At 72.1% G+C, this 17,401-nt stretch carries 14 protein-coding genes; 9 read left to right on the top strand and 5 right to left on the bottom strand.

Annotated elements, in window-relative coordinates:
• The first annotated feature begins 118 nt into the window (after window positions 1-118).
• Window positions 119-1,981 (top strand): glycoside hydrolase family 76 protein, encoded by a 1,863-nt coding sequence (locus ACZ7OY_RS36780; protein ID WP_472249919.1) that lies wholly within the window; start codon window positions 119-121, stop codon window positions 1,979-1,981.
• 98 nt (window positions 1,982-2,079) lie between these two features.
• Here the strand turns inward: ACZ7OY_RS36780 and icmF are convergent, their stop codons facing one another.
• From icmF to ACZ7OY_RS36765, 3 genes are all read right to left on the bottom strand, one after another.
• Window positions 2,080-5,331 carry a fused isobutyryl-CoA mutase/GTPase IcmF gene (gene icmF, locus ACZ7OY_RS36775; protein ID WP_472249918.1) on the bottom strand — a complete coding sequence of 1,084 codons (3,252 nt, stop codon included), beginning with the start codon at window positions 5,329-5,331 and terminating at the stop codon, window positions 2,080-2,082.
• Between the two features lie 393 nt (window positions 5,332-5,724).
• Entirely contained in the window at window positions 5,725-6,135 is a 411-nt protein-coding gene (locus ACZ7OY_RS36770; protein ID WP_472249917.1) for an SRPBCC family protein, read from the bottom strand.
• Window positions 6,132-6,446, bottom strand: a complete 315-nt coding sequence (locus ACZ7OY_RS36765; RefSeq protein ID WP_472249916.1) for an ArsR/SmtB family transcription factor — start codon at window positions 6,444-6,446, stop codon at window positions 6,132-6,134. The genes ACZ7OY_RS36770 and ACZ7OY_RS36765 overlap by 4 nt, the downstream gene beginning before the upstream one ends.
• A 363-nt stretch (window positions 6,447-6,809) precedes the next feature.
• Between ACZ7OY_RS36765 and ACZ7OY_RS36760 the strand changes: the two genes are divergently transcribed.
• The 7 genes from ACZ7OY_RS36760 (at window position 6,810) to ACZ7OY_RS36730 (ending at window position 13,235) form a co-directional block, all read left to right on the top strand.
• A complete protein-coding gene (locus ACZ7OY_RS36760) occupies window positions 6,810-7,301 on the top strand; it encodes a sortase (protein WP_472249915.1) in 492 nt (163 codons plus the stop codon).
• A gap of 164 nt (window positions 7,302-7,465) precedes the next feature.
• Window positions 7,466-8,068 carry a class F sortase gene (locus ACZ7OY_RS36755; protein ID WP_472249914.1) on the top strand — a complete coding sequence of 201 codons (603 nt, stop codon included), beginning with the start codon at window positions 7,466-7,468 and terminating at the stop codon, window positions 8,066-8,068.
• A 72-nt stretch (window positions 8,069-8,140) separates the two neighbouring features.
• Window positions 8,141-8,758, top strand: a complete 618-nt coding sequence (locus ACZ7OY_RS36750) for a TOPRIM nucleotidyl transferase/hydrolase domain-containing protein (RefSeq protein ID WP_472249913.1) — start codon at window positions 8,141-8,143, stop codon at window positions 8,756-8,758.
• Window positions 8,759-9,067: 309 nt separating this feature from the next.
• Window positions 9,068-10,909 carry a laminin G domain-containing metallophosphoesterase family protein gene (locus tag ACZ7OY_RS36745; RefSeq protein ID WP_472249978.1) on the top strand — a complete coding sequence of 614 codons (1,842 nt, stop codon included), beginning with the start codon at window positions 9,068-9,070 and terminating at the stop codon, window positions 10,907-10,909.
• A gap of 89 nt (window positions 10,910-10,998) precedes the next feature.
• Entirely contained in the window at window positions 10,999-11,955 is a 957-nt protein-coding gene (locus ACZ7OY_RS36740; RefSeq protein WP_472249912.1) for a sigma-70 family RNA polymerase sigma factor, read from the top strand.
• 57 nt (window positions 11,956-12,012) lie between these two features.
• Window positions 12,013-12,570, top strand: a complete 558-nt coding sequence (locus ACZ7OY_RS36735) for a dihydrofolate reductase family protein (RefSeq protein ID WP_472249911.1) — start codon at window positions 12,013-12,015, stop codon at window positions 12,568-12,570.
• 122 nt (window positions 12,571-12,692) lie between these two features.
• Complete coding sequence (locus ACZ7OY_RS36730; RefSeq protein WP_472249910.1) at window positions 12,693-13,235, top strand: GNAT family N-acetyltransferase; 543 nt, start codon at window positions 12,693-12,695, stop codon at window positions 13,233-13,235.
• A 15-nt stretch (window positions 13,236-13,250) separates the two neighbouring features.
• Here the strand turns inward: ACZ7OY_RS36730 and ACZ7OY_RS36725 are convergent, their stop codons facing one another.
• Window positions 13,251-15,527, bottom strand: coding sequence for an FUSC family protein (locus tag ACZ7OY_RS36725; RefSeq protein WP_472249909.1), 2,277 nt, complete (start codon window positions 15,525-15,527; stop codon window positions 13,251-13,253).
• A gap of 186 nt (window positions 15,528-15,713) precedes the next feature.
• Between ACZ7OY_RS36725 and ACZ7OY_RS36720 the strand changes: the two genes are divergently transcribed.
• Window positions 15,714-16,415 carry a DUF899 domain-containing protein gene (locus ACZ7OY_RS36720; protein WP_472249908.1) on the top strand — a complete coding sequence of 234 codons (702 nt, stop codon included), beginning with the start codon at window positions 15,714-15,716 and terminating at the stop codon, window positions 16,413-16,415.
• A 98-nt stretch (window positions 16,416-16,513) separates the two neighbouring features.
• Here ACZ7OY_RS36720 and ACZ7OY_RS36715 read toward each other — a convergent pair whose 3' ends face one another.
• A complete protein-coding gene (locus ACZ7OY_RS36715) occupies window positions 16,514-16,834 on the bottom strand; it encodes a hypothetical protein (protein ID WP_472249907.1) in 321 nt (106 codons plus the stop codon).
• Between the last annotated feature and the right edge of the window lie 567 nt (window positions 16,835-17,401).

Raw genomic sequence — 17,401 nt, 5'->3', positions numbered from 1 at the left:
TCGGTTCACTGCCAGGAAGGCAGGTACGGACCAGGTTCGGCCCCCGCCCGGCTCGTCGCGGGCCGTCGGTCGCGCCCGCCGACCGGCATCCCCCAGCGTCGAATCGAGGCGAGTCCCGGTGTCCTTGCGCAGCGCCGACATCGTTGTCGGCTCACGGTTCCTCGACTTCCTGGTGGCGGCCGTCCTAGCGTGCGCGGCGCTCGTCCCGGCGGCGGCGCCCGCGGAAGCCGCCACCCAGGTGTGCGTCCTGGCCTGCGACACGCTGGACCCCTCGCAGGCCCGGCAGGAGAGCTTTCCGGTGCCGGACAAGAACCTCAACGGCCGCCGCCTGGAACTGCACGTCTCCGACGCGGACGACATGGCGTGGGCCAGCATCGACGACGGGGTGACCGGCGACTCGGTGTGGCTGGACCGCTCCTGGGACGGCGGCGCCACCTGGGAAGGGCTGCTCGGCAAGGCCTCGATACCGGGGACCTGGTCCGGCACCAGAACCCTGATGTACAACCTCACCGACCCGCGCGGCCACCGCCGCGGGCTGGTCCGGGCCTGCGGCGACGCCGCCGCCGTCGGCTGCACCGACTGGGTCTACCCCACGGTCTGCGACGTGCTCTGCGACCGTACCGACGCCGCCCGGGCGGCGGGCGACGACCAGCCGGTGCCGTCCACCACGCTCTACGGCCGCACCATCCGGCTGCACTTCGACCAGAAGAACGCCATGGCCTGGGCGAGCCTCGAATCAGGGGCCGGCGGCGACGAGATCTGGCTGGACCGTTCCTGGGACGGCGGTTCGACCTGGCCGGACGGCTCCTCCCTCGGCCGCACCGCCGTCCCGGGCGGTGCCACCGGCACCCGTACGGTCATGTACGCCACCCGCGACCCGCGCGGCCTGCTGTACGGCGGCGCGGTACGCGCCTGCGGCCGTGCGGCCGGTCACCAGGAGGGCAGCTGCACCACGTGGGCCAGGCCCGCGCCGACCAGGCCCCGCGCCGCCGCCGACGCGCTGATGTCCGCGTACGACCCCTACAACGGCTGGTGGCCGAGCAGTTGGTGGAACTCCGCCGCCACCCTCACCGCCCTCGTCGACTTCGCCAGGACCACCGGCACCCACGACTACGACTGGGTCGTGGCGCGCACCTACGCGCAGAACAAGGGCGTCTTCGCCGCCGGAGTGCGCAGTTCGGACGCGATCGAGGGCCACTTCATCAGCCGTTCCGTCGACGACTCGGCCTGGTGGGCCATCGCCTGGATCGACGCGTACGACTACACCGGCGACTCCCGCTACCTCGACGAGGCCGTCACCATCGCCGGCTACGTCCAGCAGTACTGGGACCCCGGCACGTGCGGCGGCGGTGTGTGGTGGGACCGGGAACGCACCTACAAGAACGCGGTGACGAACGGCCAGTACCTCTGGCTGACCACCGCGCTGCACCAGCGCCTCCCCGGCGACACGGTATGGCTCCAGCGGGCCAGGACCGCCGCCGCCTGGTACCGGTCCAGCGGGCTGATCGGTTCCTCGGGGCTGGTGAACGACGGACTGACCGCGTCCTGCGCCAACAACGGTGGCACCGTGTGGAGTTACAACCAGGGACTGGCCATCGGCGCGTTCACCGAGCTGTGGCGGACGACCGGGGACGATTCGCTGCTGACCACCGCGCGAACCCTGGCCGACGCCGCCCTGAGCAGCCCGGCGCTGACCCGCGACGGGGTGCTGACCGAGTCCTGCGACCTCGGCACGGCGTCCTGCGACGACAACCAGAAGCAGTTCAAGGGCGTCTTCATGCGCAACCTCGCCGACCTCGCGCGGGCCACCGGCTCCGCCGCCTACCGGAGTTACGTCCAGAAGCAGGCGGACACGCTGTGGGCCCAGGACCGCAGTGCCCTCAACGCACTCGGTGAACGCTGGGCCGGTGCTCCCCCCAACCAGACCGACTGGCGCACCCAGGCCGGCGCTCTCACGGCGCTCACCGCCGCGGCGGGCTGACGGCCGGTCCCGGGCACGACACCCACGCGCGCCCCGCACGACAGCACAGCGCCGACGGCCGCCCCGCACGGTGCGGGGCGGCCGTCGGCGGCAGTGGGTCAGACGTTGCGCCGGTACTGGCCGCCGACCTCGAAGAAGGCCTCGGTGACCTGCTGGAGCGAGCACACGCGGGCGGCGTCCATGAGGACCTCGAACACGTTGCGCCCGCTGGTGGCCGCCTCCTTGAGCGCGGCGATGGCGGCCTGCGCCGGGTCGCGGTGCCGGTCCTGGAAGTCGACGACGCGCTCGAGCTGGGACTGCTTCTCAGCCTCCGTGGCCCTGGCGAGTTCGACCGTGGTGGCGCTCTCGTCGGCGGCGCGCGGGTTGCGGAAGGTGTTGACGCCGATGACGGGCAGCGTGCCGTCGTGCTTGCGCTGCTCGTAGAGCATGGACTCGTCCTGGATGCGGCCGCGCTGGTAGCCGGTCTCCATCGCGCCGAGCACGCCGCCGCGTTCGCTGATCCGCTCGAACTCGGCGAGGACCGCCGCCTCGACCAGGTCGGTGAGCTCGTCGATGACGAACGAGCCCTGGAGCGGGTTCTCGTTCATGGCGAGCCCCCACTCCCGGTTGATGATGAGCTGGATGGCCAGCGCGCGCCGGACGGAGTCCTCGGACGGGGTGGTCACCGCCTCGTCGTAGGCGTTGGTGTGCAGGCTGTTGCAGTTGTCGTAGATGGCGATGAGCGCCTGGAGCGTGGTGCGGATGTCGTTGAAGTCCATCTCCTGGGCGTGCAGCGAGCGGCCCGAGGTCTGGACGTGGTACTTGAGCTTCTGGCTGCGCTCGTTCGCGCCGTAGCGCTCGCGCATCGCGACCGCCCAGATCCGGCGTGCCACCCGGCCCAGGACCGAGTACTCCGGGTCCATGCCGTTGGAGAAGAAGAAGGACAGGTTGGGGGCGAAGTCGTCGATGTCCATGCCCCGGGCCAGGTAGGACTCGACGTAGGTGAAGCCGTTGGCCAGGGTGAAGGCCAGCTGGCTGATGGGGTTCGCCCCGGCCTCGGCGATGTGATAGCCGGAGATGGACACCGAGTAGAAGTTGCGGACCTGGTTCTGGATGAACCACTCCTGGATGTCGGCCATCATCCGCAGGCTGAACTCGGTGGAGAACAGACAGGTGTTCTGGCCCTGGTCCTCCTTGAGGATGTCCGCCTGGACCGTCCCGCGCACGGTCGCCAGGGTGCGCGCCCTGACCTCGGACGCCTCCTGCTCGGACGGCTCGCGGCCCTGTTCGGCGCGGAACGCGTCCAATTGCTGGTCGATCGCGGTGTTGAGGAAGAAGGCCAGGATGGTCGGGGCCGGACCGTTGATGGTCATGGACACCGAGGTGGTGGGCGCGACCAGGTCGAAGCCCGCGTAGAGCGCCTTCATGTCCTCCAGCGTGGCCACCGACACCCCGGAGGTGCCGACCTTGCCGTAGACGTCGGGCCGCTCGCCGGGGTCCCGGCCGTACAGCGTCACCGAGTCGAAGGCGGTGGACAGCCGGGTCGCCCGGCTGTCCTTGGAGAGGTAGTGGAAGCGCCGGTTGGTGCGCTGCGGGTCGCCCTCGCCCGCGAACATCCGGGCCGGGTCCTCGCCCTCGCGCTTGAACGGGAAGACACCGGCGGTGAACGGGAAGTACCCGGGCAGGTTCTCCCGGCGCAGGAAGCCCAGCAGGTCCCCGTCGTCGGAGTAGCGCGGCAGCGCCACCCGGCGGACCCGGCTCCCGGACAGCGACTCGCGGGTCAGCTCGGTGCGCAGCTCGCGGCCGCGCACGCTGACCACCAGTTCGTCGCCGGAGTACGCCTCCTTGGTCGCCGGCCACTGCTCCAGCAGCGTCCGCGCCTCAGGCGCCAGCCGGTGCCGGGCCTGCTCCAGCAGCCCCTGCACGTCCGCCACCGGCAGCCCGGCCTCGCTCAACTGCGCGCACACCGAGTCGAGTTGCTGGATGCGACGCGCCTGCTCTGCCCAGCTCTGCGTCTCGGCGTGATAGCGGCGCACGGTCTCGGCCGTCTCGGCCAGGTAGCGCACGCGGCTCGCCGGTACGATCTGCGCCGCCCCGCTGGAGTGACGTACCGTCACCGCGGGCAGCGCGCCTTCGACCGTCGCCAGGCCGCGGTCGGCCAGCAGGTCCCGGAGCCGCTGGTAGAGAGCGGTCACACCGTCGTCGTTGAACGTGGCGGCGCTGGTGCCGAAGACCGGCATGTCCTCGGGGCGGGACCCGAACGCCTCACGGTTGCGCACCAGTTGACGGCCGACGTCACGCAGGGCGTCGGCCGCGCCGCGCCGCTCGAACTTGTTGATCGCGACCACGTCGGCGAAGTCCAGCATGTCGATCTTCTCGAGCTGGGAGGCGGCACCGAACTCGGGCGTCATGACGTACAGCGGGACGTCGACGTACGGAACGATCGCCGCGTCGCCCTGTCCGATGCCCGGCGTCTCCACGATCACCAGGTCGTACCCGGCCGCCTTGCACGCGCCGATGACGTCCGACAGCGCCTCCGGGACCTCGCGGACACCGCGGGTGGCCAGGGACCGGAAGTAGATCCGGTCGCCGTCCAGGCTGTTCATCCGGATCCGGTCGCCCAGCAGGGCTCCGCCGCCGCGCCGGCGGGTCGGGTCCACCGCCAGCACCGCCACCCGGAGCCGGTCGTGCTGGTCGGTGCGCAGCCTGCGGACCAGTTCGTCGGTCAGCGACGACTTGCCCGAGCCGCCGGTACCGGTGATGCCCAGGACCGGAACGCTGCGCGCCGCCGCGGTCTCGCGCAGCACCGCCAGGTCCGCCTCCGGGACGTATCCGGCCTCCAGGCCGCTGATCAGGCGGGCCAGCGCGTGGCGGTCACCGGCGAGCACGGCGGACAGCTCGCTCGGCGCCTGGCGCCACAGCGCGGTGTCGCATTCCTCGATGATCGAGTTGATCATCCCGGCGAGTCCGAGGCGCTGCCCGTCCTCCGGGGAGAAGATCCGGACCCCGGACCGGGCCAGCCGGGCGATCTCCTCGGGGACGATGACGCCTCCGCCGCCGCCGAACACGCGCACATGGCCCGCGCCCGCCTCGCCCAGCAGCTTCACCAGATACTCGAAGTACTCGATGTGGCCGCCCTGATAGGAGGAGACGGCCACGCCGTGGGCGTCCTCCTCCAGAGCCGCGTCCACCACTTCCTGCACGGACCGGTTGTGCCCCAGGTGGATCACCTCGGCACCCTGGGCCTGGAGGATCCGCCGCATGATGTTGATGGCCGCGTCATGGCCGTCGAACAGCGCCGACGCGGTGACGAAGCGGACGGGGTGCTTGGCCCGGTACAGCTCGGGCCGGACCGGCTCGGCTATGGACATATGCCCTCCTGAGGAAACTGCAACGCCTGGGTGCGGCGTCCCGGGACCGCGCGGGCACACGGACACACGAGTAGGCCAAGAATCACCGTACGTATAACTACTAGGACTTCCAAGTAAATGCCCATCACAGTCCGCGGGCAAGGGCGGCCAGGCCCCTGTGACCCACATCACCACAGAAGGGGCACCACCCCGGCGAACGAACGGGGAACGGCAGGCAGTGGGCAGCAGGCAGACAGAAGCAGGCCCTCCCGCACCGCGCTGGTCAGGTACACGGTTCGGCAGGGCCCGGACCACCAAGCTAGCGGTGCCGGGCCCGCCATCGCCCCGGACACGCCCGGACGGCCGTCGGCCGATGGACGTCACGCACCCGGCGGCGCCCGGCGGGACCCCGCGTCAGACGGTCTCGCCCAGAACGGCGTCGAGGCGGGTCAGGACGTGAGGCCAGCCCTTGCCCATGCCCTCGTACGCCTGCCGGCCCATCGGGGAGTCGAGGTCGAAGCCCGCATGGGTGAGGACCAGCCGGGTGCCCTCGCCTTCCGGCCGCAGCTCCCAGGTGACGGTGGTGTCGAGCACGCCTTCGGCGAACCGGTAGGCCAGCAGCCGCTGCTCGTCGACCTCGGTCACCTCGCAGGGCTGGAGACCGAAGTTGCCCATGTCGAGGGTGAAGCGATGCCCGACGACGGGCTTGACGTCGCCGGCCGCCCACCAGCGGGCGTGCAGCTCGGGATCGGTCAGGGCTCTCCACACCTTCGCCGGGGGGTGGGGCAGGAACTTCTCGCAGGTGATCGTGTCGTTCTCGGTCATGTGTCGTCTTCCTCGTCCAGAAGATCGGCAAGCGCCTCCAGGCGCTGCCGCCAATACTGTTCAAACGGGTGCAGCCACTCGCCCACCTCGGCCAGCCGGTCCGCCTGGAGGTGGTAGAAGCGGTGCCGGCCGCGCGGCTCCTCGCGCACCAGTCCGGCGCCACGCAGCACCGCGAGGTGCTCGGAGACCGCGGGCCTTCCGAGCTCGAACATCCCGGCCAGCTCACTCGCGGAGCACGGCCCTTCACGCAGCCTTTCGAGCAGCCTGCGGCGCACCGGATTGGCCAGGACGGCGAACACGTCGGTCGGCATGCCACAACGTTACGTCGGAAATCTCCGACGCGTCAACGCCGACCCCGGCAGCGTGCCCGGTACGGCGGCAAGCGTCGTGGGGCGCGGGACGAGGACGCACACCCGCAGCCGTGCGCCGGGGTCCGGACGGCGACGCAGGCCGTTAGCCCATCCGCCACACTGCGGGCGAACCCGTGCCGCGCCCGACCGCGCTCCGGCGACCTGCGTAAACGGATCAACGAGCGCCGCTGCTTCGCCTGTCCGGGCGACGCGCCCGCCGACGACTGCTGTTGCGGGGCTGACGGGGTGTCGATTTCCTCGTCCGTAGAGCCCCACAGGGGCGCCGCACGAACAGGCCGACCCTTGCATTTCTGGAGGATTCTCATGCGAAACAACCCCGTTGGCATCGGTATCGGTCTGCTCTTCGGTGTCCTGGCGCTGACGAGCCCGGCCTTCGCCGACACGGGCAACTCCCATCTCCGCATCGACCCGGGCGACGCCTCCCCGGGTTCCACCGTCACCGTCACCGCCACGGGCTGCGCGCCGGGCGAGACCTTCGCCAAGGGCGAGTCGTCAGCGGCCGGACCGTTCCAGCTCTTCGAGGGCGACCACGCGGGCGAACTCACCGGCGAGTTCACGATCCCCGACGGACAGGACCTCGGCGCCGACACCGTCACCGTGAAGTGCCCGCCACGGACCATGATCACGGATACGTACGAGATCGGCGGCGAGGAGCCGAACGGCGCCGTCGCGGCCGGCTTCGGAGACGTCCAGGACACCCGTGCGCAGCTGGCCATGGGCGGTGCGCTGATCGCCGCGGCCGGCGCCGGGTACGTGGTCAGGATGCGCCGCCGTACGCACGGCGCCAGCGCCTGACCGCCCCGCTCCCGCCGCATCGCCCCGGCACCGCATCCCCGAGGACCACGGGAATGAACCCCATCCGGCCGCAGTCGGAACACCGAACGGGGGCGGCACCCCGGCGCAGGACCTGCGCTCGCCCGCGCCCGTTCGTCCCCCCGGCCAAGTATCTGGCCCTGGCATTGGTCACAGGCAGTGTGCTGGTCTTCGGCGCCCTGAACCACAGGCAGCAGCAGCCGGAGCCTTCCCCCGCGCAGGCCTTCGCCCCGCCCGAGGCAGGCGGTACCGCCTCGCCGGCAGCCCCCGCCGTGCCGCCGCTGCCCCGCGCGCAGCCCGTCCGGATCCGCGTCCCCGCCATCCATGTGGACGCCCCCATGACCAAGCTGCACCTCGACAAGGCCGGGACGCTGCGGCCGCCGCCCGCCGACAACGCCGACCTCGTCGGCTGGTACAGCGAGGGCACGGCACCGGGGTCCCGGGGCACCGCCCTGACCGTGGGTCATGTGGACATGCCCGGCGGCGCCCTCGGCGTCTTCTACGAGCTCGGCGCCCTCACCAAGGGCGAGACGATCGAGGTCAGCCGCAGTGACCACCGCACGGCCGTCTTCACCGTCGACGCCGTCGAGGTCTACGACAAGGACAGATTCCCCCGCAAGAAGGTCTACGGCCGCTCCGGGCGCCCCGAGCTGCGCCTGATCACCTGCGCCGGATACGTCAGGGGCGCCGGGTACCAGCGCAACGTCGTGGTCTACGCGACGCTCACCGGGGCGAAACAGCCGGGCTGAGCCGCCCGGGCCGCACGGCGGGCCGCCGGATAATCCTGTGCCGTACGGCCGCCGGAGGTGCAGACTCCCACCATGGCGGAGATGGTGGCGTTCCGGAACGCGGTCGGCGGCTGGGCGACCGGCGGCCCCGGCGGTCCGGCGACCGATCTGGCGGTGCGCCTGGGGATACGGACGGCGGTGCTGCTGGAGGGGGCGAGCGACCTCGCGGCCGTGGAGGCACTGGCCGCCCGGCGCGGTCGCGACCTGCCCGCCGAGGGGGTGTGCGCCGTGCCGATGGGCGGGGCGATGAACGTCGGCCGCTATGCGGCTCTCCTCGGACCGCCCGGCCTCGGCCTGCGGCTGACCGGGCTGTGCGACGAGGGCGAGCAGCGCTTCTACCAGCGCGGCCTGGAGCGGGCGGGGGCACCGCACGCGGCCTTCTTCGTGTGCGTGAGCGACCTGGAGGACGAGCTGATCCGCGCGCTGGGCACCGCGCGGGTCGAGGAGATCGTCCGCGCCGAGGGCGACCTGCGGGCCTGGCAGACCTTCCGGCACCAGCCCGCGCACCACGGGCGGCCCCCGCACGGGCAGTTGCGGCGTTTCCTCGGCACGAAGAAGGGGCGCAAGATCCGCTACGGCCGTCTGCTGGTCGAGGCCCTCGCCCCCGGACAGGTACCGGCCCCGCTCGACGACCTCCTCGCGAGTCTGTGACCCGTTGACCGCTGCGGACCGCCCGGACGCGGCCGGCCGTATGCGCGCGACGCACGAGCCGACCGGTCCCGGTCTCCGACGACGCCGTCCGACACCTCGCCACGCGCCGGCGTACGGCCGGCAGAGCCGCACACCGGCGGTCCACGACCCCGGGTAGTGGTTCAGACCTGTTCCATGTGTCGCGCATTCAGACCGACGTCGCCGAATGCTTGCCGCCACCGCGCACGATCAACGCCGACGCAGGAGCGTATCGAGCGCAAGGAGATCGCAGTGAGCAAGCCCACCGACTCAGGACCAGGGCGCCGTACGATGCTGCGGGCGGCGGTCGCCGTACCCGCGGTCGGGGCCGCCACGTCGCTGCTCGGCACCGAGGCGGCCGGCGCGACGGCATCGGCACCCGCGTCCCGCAAGCACCGCTTCGACGAGGAGAGTCCCCGCTTCGCCCTGGCGGTGCTGCCCGACACCCAGTACCTCTTCGACGCCGACAGCGCCGACCCGCAGCCCCTGAGGGCGACGTTCCACTACCTGGCGTCCGAGCGCGCCGAGGCGAACATAGCGTTCATGACCCACCTCGGGGACGTCACCGAACACGGCACCAAGGAGGAGATCGACCTCGCCGCCGACACCTTCCGGACCATCCACGGGAAGGTGCCCTACAGCGTGCTGGCGGGCAACCACGACATCTCGTCGGGCACGGACGACCAGCGCGGTGACACGGCCTATCTGCAGGCCTTCGGTCCCCGCAGATTCGCGGGCATGCCGACCTTCGGCGGCGCCTCCCCCGACGGCTACAACAGCTACCACGTCCTTCGGGCGGCGGGCCGCGACTGGCTGGTCCTGGCCCTCGACTGGCGCGCCTCGGACAAGGGGCTGGCGTGGGCGCAGGGTGTCCTGGACAAGCACCCCACCCTGCCCGCCGTCCTGACCACGCACGACATCGCCTGGGCCGAGGACGACGGCCGGGCGCACCTGTCCGACAACGGACAGCGGCTGTGGGACAGGATCATCCGCGGCAACGACCAGATCTTCCTCGCGCTGGGCGGCCACTACTGGCCTCCGGGGCGCACGGTGCTCACCAACGACGCCGGCCGGGACGTGCACGTCCACATCACCAACTACCAGGACCGCTACTACGGTGGCGGCGGCATGATCCGGCTCTACGGCTTCGACACGGTGCGCAACGTCGTCGACGTGCAGACGTTCTCTCCCTGGTTCCTCGGCAAGGCACCGCAGGACCGGACACCGCTGGAGCAGGAGACCATCGAACTGACCGGCCCGGTGGACCGGTTCACCCTCGACATCGACTTCGCGAGCCGCTTCGCGGGATTCGCTCCGGTCACCCCGCCGAAGCCCCGTCCCGCGCAGCGCGTCATGCCCCGCGGGACGGTCGCCTACTGGCGCTTCGACCCCGACGGCCTGCCCGCCGCCGGCCGTCCCGGTGCGACGCTGCCCGCGGGGACCGCGGCCCGTGACCTCACCGGCAACGGCAACGACCTGGCGGTGAGCCTGCTGCACGACAGCGCGGCCGACGTGCTGACCTGGTCCGCCGACCATCACACCCAGCAGCCCGCCCACGCCAGCCTGCGCTTCGGCGGAGGGAAGAACCCCGACCGCGGCGCGATCCTCAGCACAAGAGCCGGCGCACCGCTCAACAGCCTGAAGTTCCACGCGGGATTCACGATCGAGACCTTCGTCAAGCTCCCCGACCCGTACGAGGGCGACCACGCCTGGATGGGCATCCTCAGCTGGGAGGGCCGCAACGGGGACGCGGGCAAGACCACCGGCTGGTCCACCGAGGAACCGACGTGCAGCCTCAACGTCACACCGGAGAGGTTCCTCCAGTTCGTGCTCTACCCGGACGTCCAGGACGCCGACCCGACCACGTGGAGCCACGCCATCCCCGTCGGGCGGTGGACCCATATCGCCGTGGTGAACGACGGCCGCCGCACCGTCATGTACGTGGACGGCTCCAGGATCGCCCGTAACCCGTCCCAGCCGGCCACGGGCATCGAGACGCTGGGCAAGCCCTTCGTCATCGGCGGCACCCAGTTCGCCGAGGCGTTCGGCCAGGGCTTCTACGGCTGGATCGGGGACACCCGCATCGTCGACCGCGCCCTCGCCCCGGCCGACTTCATGCTGTCCGGCAAGTAGTACGGCGTCCGGGGACCGGGTGCCCGGGAAAAGCGTGACGGACGCGTCCGTCGCGACCGGGCGCCCGGTCCCTCTCCCCCGCCGCCCCTGTGCGGCATGATGCCCGGATGGACTACGAGCCGTACCGGGGCGAGTTGCTGACGTTCTGCTACCGCATGCTCGGTTCGTTCCACGAGGCCGAGGACCTGGTGCAGGAGACCCTGCTGCGCGCCTGGAAGGCCCGCGACCGGTACGACCCGGCACGTGCCTCGGCCCGGACCTGGCTGTACCGGATCGCGACCAACGTGTGCCTGACCGCACTGAAGGGACGCGGGCGGCGCCCGCTGCCGTCCGGGCTGGGGGCGCCGAGCGACGATCCGGGGGCACCGCTGGCGCCGGCGCCCGAGGTGCCCTGGCTGGAGCCGTTCCCCGACCCGCGGTTCGACGTGGACGTACGGGCCGACCTGCGGCTCGCCTGGGTGGCGGCCGTGCAGTGCCTGCCCGCGCGGCAGCGCGCCGTGCTCGTGCTGCGCGAGGTGCTGGAGTTCTCGGCCGCCGAGGTCGCCGGACAGCTGGGGACCACGGTCGCGGCGGTCAACAGCGCGCTGCAGCGTGCCCGCGCCACCCTCGCCGACGCGGTCGATCCCGGCGGGCTGCCCGAGCCCGGCGACGGCGCGGCACGCGCGGCGGTCCGGAAGTACATGCAGGCCTTCGAGGCGGCCGACGTGCCCGCGCTGGTGCGGCTGCTGGCCGACGACGTCGTCCTGGAGATGCCGCCGGTCTCGCTGTGGTACCGCGGCAGCCAGGCGTACGGCCTGTTCATGGACCGCGTGTTCCGGATGCGCGGACCGGGCTGGCGCACGCGGGAACTCACCGCCAACGGACAGCCCGCGCTCGCCGCGTACGCGCCGCGGCCCGGCGGCGGCCACCTGCTGCACACGATCCAGGTCTTCACCGTCACCGGCGGGCGCGTCGCGCACAACGTCGTGTTCGCCGATCCGCGCGTCCTCGCCGCCTTCGGCCTGCCGTCCGGGATCTCCGTCGACACGTCCCGCCGGGAGCGATGAGTCGGGGCGGTGCCGCCGGTATGTACCGGTGAGCACTCAACCGAAGGGAACCTCGTCATGAGCGTCGTCGTCATCGAGTTCATCACCCTGGACGGGATCGTCTCCGACCCGGACGGGTCGGCCGGCACACCGCTGGGCGGCTGGGCCTTCCGGCACGGTCCGGAAGCGGTCGCCGGGGACAAGTTCCGGCTCGGGAGCACCCTGGACGACGGGGTCCTGCTGCTCGGACGCAGGACCTGGCAGCTGTTCTCCCGGCTGTGGCCGAACCGCGACGACCCGTTCTCCCGGCGCATGAACGCCGTACCGAAGCTGGTCGCCACCCGCACCCTGACCGACGTGTCGGCCTGGGCCGGCTCGCACGTCCTCACCGGCGACCTCCTGGACGCCGTCAAGCGCGAGCGGCGCGACGTGGTCGTCACCGGCAGCCTGGGCGTCGTACGGCAGCTGATGGCCGAGGACCTCGTCGACGAGTACCGGCTGCTGACCTTCCCGACCGTCCTGGGAACCGGCCACCGCCTGTTCCCGGACGGGACCCCGCACACGGAACTGCGGTGCCTGGCCGCGGAGCAGATCGGCGCCGCCGTCCTCACCCGTCATCGGAGGCCTTCTCGGTGACGGCCCCCGCGAGGTCGTCGTCGTGACCTCGCAGGACAGGGCCCGCACGAAAATCGGATCGTCCGATGACCGTCGCCGGATATCCTGCCTCGTCCTCACCAGGCCAGAAAGGTCCCCCCGCCATGAGCAGCTCCACGTCACCCTTTCCCACCCGGATGGAACTCACCGGAGAGGGTCTCGTCCTGCGCGACTGGACGGAGGCGGACGTGGCCGCGATGCCCGCTCTGTTCGACCACCCGGACATCGCGTACTGGACGCCGCTCGTCTCCCCCTTCGACGAGGCGGCGGCTCGCGCACGGCTGGACCGGGACCGGCAGATGCGGGCGGAGGGCTCGGTCATACTGCTCGCCATCACGCTCGACGGCGGCGCGCCGCTCGGCGAGGTGATGCTGCGGCGCGCCCCGGAGGGCATGGAGATCGGCTACGCGGTCGGCCCGGCCCACCGGGGCCAGGGGCTGGCCGCGCGAGCGGTACGGGTGATGGCCGCGTACGCCTTCGAACAGCTGGGCGCGCAGCAGGTGATCCTGGAGGTGGAGGCGGAGAACACCGCCAGCGTCGCCGTGGCCACGAGAACGGGCTTCGGACTGCTCGACGTGCCGTTGATCAAGGGGGAGGAGAAGGGGCGGCCCTTCGTCCTCCAGACGTGGGGTCTGAACCGCCCCTGACCTGGTGCTGCGGACCTAGTCCTGCTTCCCCGCGTCCGGCCTGTCGTGGGCCGCCTCGGGGTCGCTGTGCGCGATCCGGGCCAGATCGCGGGTCAGCGACTCCAGCCACGACACGGTGGCGTAGTAGAGCCTCGGCGCGCCGGGCGGCTCCGCGGCGAACGCGGGGGAAGCCGGGTCGATGAACGGCAGGGGGGCCGTCGGGGTGTCACCGCCGGGATCCAGTGCCGCCGAGACCTGGAGCATCCGCCCGGCCACCCGGTCGCCCAGGCCGTCGAGCGACCCGGCCGCCGCCGCGCCGAGCCGGGGGTGCGACACCCGTGACAGCCGCTCGGACCCCCACAGCGTGTGGTGCCCGGCCATCAGCGTCGCCTGCCAGTCGACCTCGGGCATCGCCACCGCGCGCCGCCCGCCGCCGAACGGTGTCGGCTCGCTCTGGAACTGCGCGTAGGCGGACTCCGCGAGGACGAGGGCATGCCGCAGCGAGCCGTGGCCGGGCGCCCCCGGCGGGGCCCCGGCGGCCCCGCCCTGCGCCACCGAGGCACTGGTCGCCACCACGATCTCCGCCGCCCTGCGCAGGAGACTCGCCGCCGCGAACCGCAGCTCGTCGTGGGCCCCGCGGGGCCAGGCGAGCAGACCGAAGACGACGCCGATCGCGCTGCCCACCAGGACGTCCAGCACCCGGACCTCCGCCAGCTGCCACGTCGCCGGTGCCAGCTGGGCGAAGATCAGGGCCACGAGCACGGTGAACAGGCCCTGGGCCCAGCCGACCCCTTTGACCGGCCCCACGGTGAAGCCGAACAGCATCCACACCGGCAGCACCGCGACGTACACCGCCGTGTCGGCTCCGGCCAGGGTGAGCAGGGCCGCGGCCACCAGCGCCCCGGCGAGGGTGCCGGCGAGAGCCCGGCGGATGGTGTGCCAGGTCTCGTCCAGGGTGGTCCGGGTGAGGGTGAGCGTCGCCAGCATGGCCCAGAAGCCGTGGGGCAGGGTGTCGACGCCGGCCACGAACCGGGCCGCGGTCAGCGCCAGGGCGATGCGCCAGGAGTTCTGGAAGAGCACCGACCGGCGTCCGGCGTGGCCGCGGAGCCGGTGCCACCACAGCAGCGGGAGCCAGGTCCCGGCGTACCAGAAGCGCCCCGGCGCCACCTTCACCGAGGCCCGGCGCCCGTGGGCCGCGAGATCGGCCGCCGTGCTCATGGCCAGCGCGGCGTCGGCGACCTCCAGCACGGCCGCATGCCGGCGCAGTACGGCGGGCGGGAAGGCCGGCCCTGGACCGGCCCCGCCGGCAGGCCCGCAGCCGCCCGCACCAGCGGCGCCCGCACCGCAGGCCGCACCACCAGCACCAGCACCAGCACCAGCACCAGCAGCGTCACCGGCGGGGCCCGCGGACGAGGCCGACAGCCGGGCGCGGGCCGCGGCCAGTTCCTCGTACGCCGTCACGGGCGACGGTCCCGCGCGCAGGCAGCCCGCGCTCTGTGTGGCCAGCCGCCCCGCCGCGCTCAGCACGGCCGAGTCCTCGGGTCCCGGGACGCCGCCCGGCGCGGCGGGCAACTGCGCCAGCCGGTTGAGCAGCGCGCGGGTCGCCAGACCGGTGTGGGCGAGGGCCCGGTCGTGCAGGCCCGGCCCGGCCGGGCGTTCCGCCTCCGGCACCGTCACGGCCCGCAGGGTCTGGCCGGCCTCACCGGCCGCCCGGACATCCGCAGCGGTCAGGGTGTACGGCGCAGCCGCGAGAAGTGCCGCGCAGCGCGCGGCGGTGTCGGCCGCCCGGGCGGCCCGCTCCCGGTACGGCGGCGGGGCGGGGCCGGGCAGGATCAGCGACTCGGCGACGGCGAACAGGACCAGCCCCGTCGTCGTCCCGATCAGCCGATCGCCGAGTGAGCCGGGGTCGTACGGGGGGAAGGACGGCAGGATGTAGAGCAGTTGCAGGCCCGGCGCCGCACCGGCCGGGCGCGGTCCTCCCACGGCGGCGAACGCCAGTGCGAAGCCGACCACCAGCATGCCGACGACGGCACTCCAGGTCCGTACCGAGAGGCAGGTGCCGATGACTACCAGCAGCCAGCACACGGGCAGCAGGGCCACGACCACCGCGGCCCGCTGCCGCCCGGTACCGGGGATCCTGGCCAGCCCGCCCAGCGCCACGGCGGAGAACAGGGCGTAGGTGGCCGCGACGGGACGGTCGAGGCCGTAGCGGAAGAGGTAGAAGCCGGCCGCGGCGACGAGGGTCAGGCGTATCGCCCGGCGGCCCGAGGCGGCATAGGCCGCCGGGCGCCGCCCGGCACGGGCACCACACACCCCTACAGGATCACGCACCCCCGGCCGCCCGGCACCTCCCGCCGCGACCGTGCACGCGTCCGGGCCACCCACGACGTACCCCCGACCGCCGCCGGCCCGGCCCGAGCGCACGGACCGATGAGTTCACGGCGCCGACGGGGTCTGCCTCTGCACACCACCCACAGCGCGCACGACCAGTGAGGAATCATGGAGACCAGCGCACGAACCCACGCACTGCCGCCCGTCGTCGACGCCGACACCTGGCAGCACGAACTCGATTCACTGCGTGCCCGGGAGAAGGCCGCGACCCGGGAACTGGACGCGATCGCCGCCCAGCGTCGTCGGCTGCCCATGGTGCGGATGCCCGACTACACCCTGGACGGCGCGGACGGGCCGGTACGGCTGGCCGACGTGTTCGACGGCAGGAGCCAGCTGATCGTCTACAACCACATGTGGTTCGCCGACAAGCAGTGGCAGTGCTCGGGCTGTACGGGGTTCACCGCACAGTTCACCCGGCTGGAGTTCCTGGACGACTACGACGCCCGCTTCGTCATCGTGACCCAGGGTCCGATCGAGGAGGCGCTCGCCTACAAGCGGCGGATCGGGAACAGGATGCCCTGGTACTCCACCGCGAACAGCACGTTCGGCACCGACGTGGGCGCACCTCCCGCCGGAGGCTTCGCCGTCAACGTGTTCCTGCGCGACGGCGACACCGTCTACCGCACCTGGCACACCGACGGCCGTGGCACCGAGCAGCTCAGCCACACCTTCGCACTCATCGACCTGCTGCCCTACGGACGGCAGGAGGAGTGGCAGGACTCGCCCGACGGCTGGCCGCAGTCACCCACCTACAGCCGGTGGGCCGGTTCGCAGGACATCGCCGCGCTCTACGGACCTGACACCGCGTAGGCCCGGCCTGCCGGCAACGGTGTGCGGCTCGCCGGCACAGCCGGGAGCCGCACACCTTCTGTGTCACCCCTGACGGGGATCAGCCGCAGGTCCGAGTGTCACCAGCCCCAGCCGCCGTAACCGCCGTAGCCGCCATAGCCGCCGTAACCGCCGTAGCCGCCATAGCCGCCGTAACCGCCATAGCCGCCGTAACCGCCATAGCCATGACCCCAGCCGCCACGCCAGCCGCCGCCCCAGCCGCCGTATCCGTAGTCGTTGTCCCAGCCCCAGCCACCCCCGTGGCCGTGGTGGCTGCTGTAGCTGGAGACCTGCGTCGGACTCGCCGAAGCGGTCCCCGCTGCGCCTACCGCCGCGCCACCAGCCATGAGCAGACCGGCAACGGACATCACGAGGACGCGCCTCACGCGTTGTGATCGCATGGGAAAATACCTCTCATCGTCTCTCGCGCCCCCACAGGGAAGACGCAAGGTGGATGGCCGCCGCACATGGCAGAGGATTGCGGCGGTCTCTTGGCTCACCACGCCGTGTCCTAGGGCACGCCCCGACCGACGACACTCTCAGGCCTGGACCTGAGATGCCGCGTACGGACACTGCGGCCAGCTCCGCTGTGACAGCGAAGCCTCCTCGACGGGCGTACCGCGCGTCGCGGCTTTCACTTAGAAAGCCTAATGCCATTTCACCTGAATCGTCACCTTGGGCGACGAATGAATAATTAACCCGTTTTCAACCGAGAAGTCCGCTACGGCGCGACGGCGGAGCGCCAGAACGACGTAGTGCCGAGAACGCACAGGGCCCGTCCCGCACCGAGTGCGGGACGGGCCCTGTGATGGAGCGCCGGGCAGGCCTTGCACCTGCATTTCCCCGCAGGAAGCGGGGCGTCTTTCCTTGGACCACCAACGCGACACCAGCCGTCCGCGGTTGCGGCGACCAGCTCAAGATCAAGTCTAGCGCATACGGCGGAGCTTTCCAGACCGCGGTATGACCAT

The organism is Streptomyces sp. NPDC107559, assembly GCF_055657365.1.
The sequence above is the reverse complement of the archived record's forward strand: the minus strand, read 5'-3'. Positions and strand labels throughout refer to the sequence as shown.

Excerpts from the sequence above, each read along its gene's own strand:
- ACZ7OY_RS36760 (WP_472249915.1), top strand. The coding sequence starts at position 6,810 with ATGCGAAACAACCCCGTTGGCATCGGTATCGGTCTGCTCTTCGGTGTC.
- ACZ7OY_RS36770 (WP_472249917.1), bottom strand. The coding sequence starts at position 6,135 with ATGACCGAGAACGACACGATCACCTGCGAGAAGTTCCTGCCCCACCCC.
- ACZ7OY_RS36715 (WP_472249907.1), bottom strand. The coding sequence starts at position 16,834 with ATGCGATCACAACGCGTGAGGCGCGTCCTCGTGATGTCCGTTGCCGGT.
- ACZ7OY_RS36765 (WP_472249916.1), bottom strand. The coding sequence starts at position 6,446 with ATGCCGACCGACGTGTTCGCCGTCCTGGCCAATCCGGTGCGCCGCAGG.
- icmF (WP_472249918.1), bottom strand. The coding sequence starts at position 5,331 with ATGTCCATAGCCGAGCCGGTCCGGCCCGAGCTGTACCGGGCCAAGCAC.
- ACZ7OY_RS36720 (WP_472249908.1), top strand. The coding sequence starts at position 15,714 with ATGGAGACCAGCGCACGAACCCACGCACTGCCGCCCGTCGTCGACGCC.
- ACZ7OY_RS36750 (WP_472249913.1), top strand. The coding sequence starts at position 8,141 with ATGGCGGAGATGGTGGCGTTCCGGAACGCGGTCGGCGGCTGGGCGACC.
- ACZ7OY_RS36730 (WP_472249910.1), top strand. The coding sequence starts at position 12,693 with ATGAGCAGCTCCACGTCACCCTTTCCCACCCGGATGGAACTCACCGGA.
- ACZ7OY_RS36735 (WP_472249911.1), top strand. The coding sequence starts at position 12,013 with ATGAGCGTCGTCGTCATCGAGTTCATCACCCTGGACGGGATCGTCTCC.
- ACZ7OY_RS36745 (WP_472249978.1), top strand. The coding sequence starts at position 9,068 with ATGCTGCGGGCGGCGGTCGCCGTACCCGCGGTCGGGGCCGCCACGTCG.